At 64.8% G+C, this 1,982-nt stretch carries 2 protein-coding genes and 1 pseudogene; 2 read left to right on the top strand and 1 reads right to left on the bottom strand.

All coding sequences use genetic code 11. The features are described from left to right. On the bottom strand, positions 1-905 hold a 905-nt coding region (locus BIS11_RS16225; RefSeq protein ID WP_253586546.1), incomplete at its 3' end, for a zinc ABC transporter substrate-binding protein. Between the two features lie 235 nt (positions 906-1,140). On the opposite strand from BIS11_RS16225, the gene BIS11_RS16230 reads away from it, so the two are divergent. After that, a complete protein-coding gene (locus tag BIS11_RS16230) occupies positions 1,141-1,713 on the top strand; it encodes an aminodeoxychorismate/anthranilate synthase component II (protein WP_253423782.1) in 573 nt (190 codons plus the stop codon). Positions 1,714-1,746: 33 nt separating this feature from the next. Then, a pseudogene (gene trpD / locus BIS11_RS16235) lies at positions 1,747-1,982 on the top strand (anthranilate phosphoribosyltransferase); the annotation flags it as partial.

Genomic DNA, 1,982 nt, shown 5'->3' on the forward strand with positions numbered 1-1,982 from the left:
CCCACAACGCCGAGCGCCATGTGCAAAAGCTCGGCGTTGTGGGTGAGCATGGCCGGGTAGTTGTAGGCGGCGCCGTCGGAGTCGCCCAGGGTATCGACGTAGAGCGGCCCGGCCAGGGCGATGTTGCTCTCGCGCGACAGTGCATCCATGTGGATGTAGGGCGTGGTGCTCTCGAAGAACAGCGCCGGCGGGCGGGTCTGGGTCAGCCGCTCGCTCATGGCGGCCATGTCGAAGGCGCTGCCCAGAGTGTCGGCGTTGCTGCCCCAGATGGCGGCATACTCGAAGCCGAAGGCGCGGGCGAAGTAGGCCATGCCGGCTTCGCTGGTGAACAGCACCCGGTTGGTCTGCGGTATGCCCTGAAGGCGCTCGTGGACCCGCTCGGCAAGCAATCCGAGCGAGCGGCGGGTCTCCTCGGCCCGAACGCGAAAGCCCTCGGCCTTTTGCGGGTAGCGCTCGGCGAGAGTGCGCGCGATCACCTCCACGTAGGCGCTGGCGCCGGCCGGGTCCATCCACATGTGCGGGTCCGGGGAGCCCTCGAGACGACCCACCGGCGTCGGCAGGGGGGTGAAGTCGGCGCGCTCGGCGACCGCCTTCAGGCGCAGGTCATTGCCGGCCATCGCTTCGACGTGCCTGAGCCAGGGCTCGAGGCCGAAGCCGTTGTAGAAGACGATGTCCGCCTCCTCGATGGCCAGGACGTTGGGCGGCGTGAGCTCCCAGCGATGGACGTCCTGATCACGAGGAACGATGGTGACGACCTCGATCTCGTCGCCGGCCACGCGCTTGACCAGATCGCCCAGAACGGAGAACGAGGCAATCACTCGAAACGAGGAATCCGCCAAGGCAGGTGCGGCCATCCATAGCGAGCCGATCACCAGCAAGGCTTTCCAGAGTGAGCGTTGCTTCATTGGGTGTGTCCCTCGTGAAAAAGCGGCAGATCATAATGATTGTGTCGAAGGGTTGCCAGTTCCATCCTCACGGGCCTGTCTTTCGAGTCCCTGTCTTTCGAGTCTCAGGACATCGAGGGCGATCGTTCGGTGGCCCTGCACCCCGCCGCCCGGTTAGGGTATCATCGTTTTACAATCGATCGGTCAGTAGGATGGCGTCCGGGTGGCAAAAGTGTGCAAGGCACCGCGTGTGCTGATGATAGATAACTACGACAGCTTCACGTTCAATATCGTCCAGTACCTGCGCGAGCTGGGCGCCGAGGTACTCACCCATCGCCACGATGCCATCACGCTCGAGGAGATCGCGGCGCTGGCTCCCACCCACCTGGTCATCTCGCCGGGCCCCTGCACCCCCAACGAGGCGGGCATCTCGCTCTCTGCCATCACCCACTTCGCCGGTCGACTGCCGATGCTGGGCGTGTGTCTTGGCCACCAGGCGATCGGCCAGGCCTTCGGGGCCCGGGTGGTGCGCGCACCATGCGTGATGCATGGCAAGACCTCGCGTATCGCGCATACCGGGGCGGGCGTGTTCAAAGGGCTCGAAGCGCCGCTGACCGTCACCCGCTACCACTCGCTGGTGGTCGACCGCGAGAGCTTGCCGGAGTGCTTCGAGGTCACCGCCTGGACGCCGGAAGACGACGCGACGCCGGGTCTGATCATGGGCTTTCGCCACCGCACCCTTGCCATCGAAGGCGTGCAGTTTCATCCTGAGTCGATTCTCACCCGCCAGGGCCATGCGCTGCTGGGGAATTTTCTGGCCGGTCGCTGAGCGCCCCATTCACGTCTAGAGGCTTTTCTGTTCATGCAAATGCGAGACGCCATTAACGCGGTGATGCGCCGCGAAGATCTCACTTTCGACACCATGCGCGCCCTGATGCGCCAGATCATGACCGGCGAAGCCTCGGATGCGCAGATCGGCGGCCTGCTGGTCGGCCTCTCCATGAAAGGCGAGAGTGCCGTGGAGATCAGCGCCGCCGCCCAGGTGATGCGCGATCTGATGCGCCCGGTCAACCTCCACGCCGAGAACGTGGTGGACAT

This window comes from Halomonas sp. 707D4, assembly GCF_024158685.1.
In the GTDB taxonomy this organism is placed as follows: domain Bacteria; phylum Pseudomonadota; class Gammaproteobacteria; order Pseudomonadales; family Halomonadaceae; genus Vreelandella.

Coding starts and splice junctions, on each gene's coding strand:
- BIS11_RS16230 (WP_253423782.1), top strand. CDS start 1,141: ATGATAGATAACTACGACAGCTTCACGTTCAATATCGTCCAGTACCTG.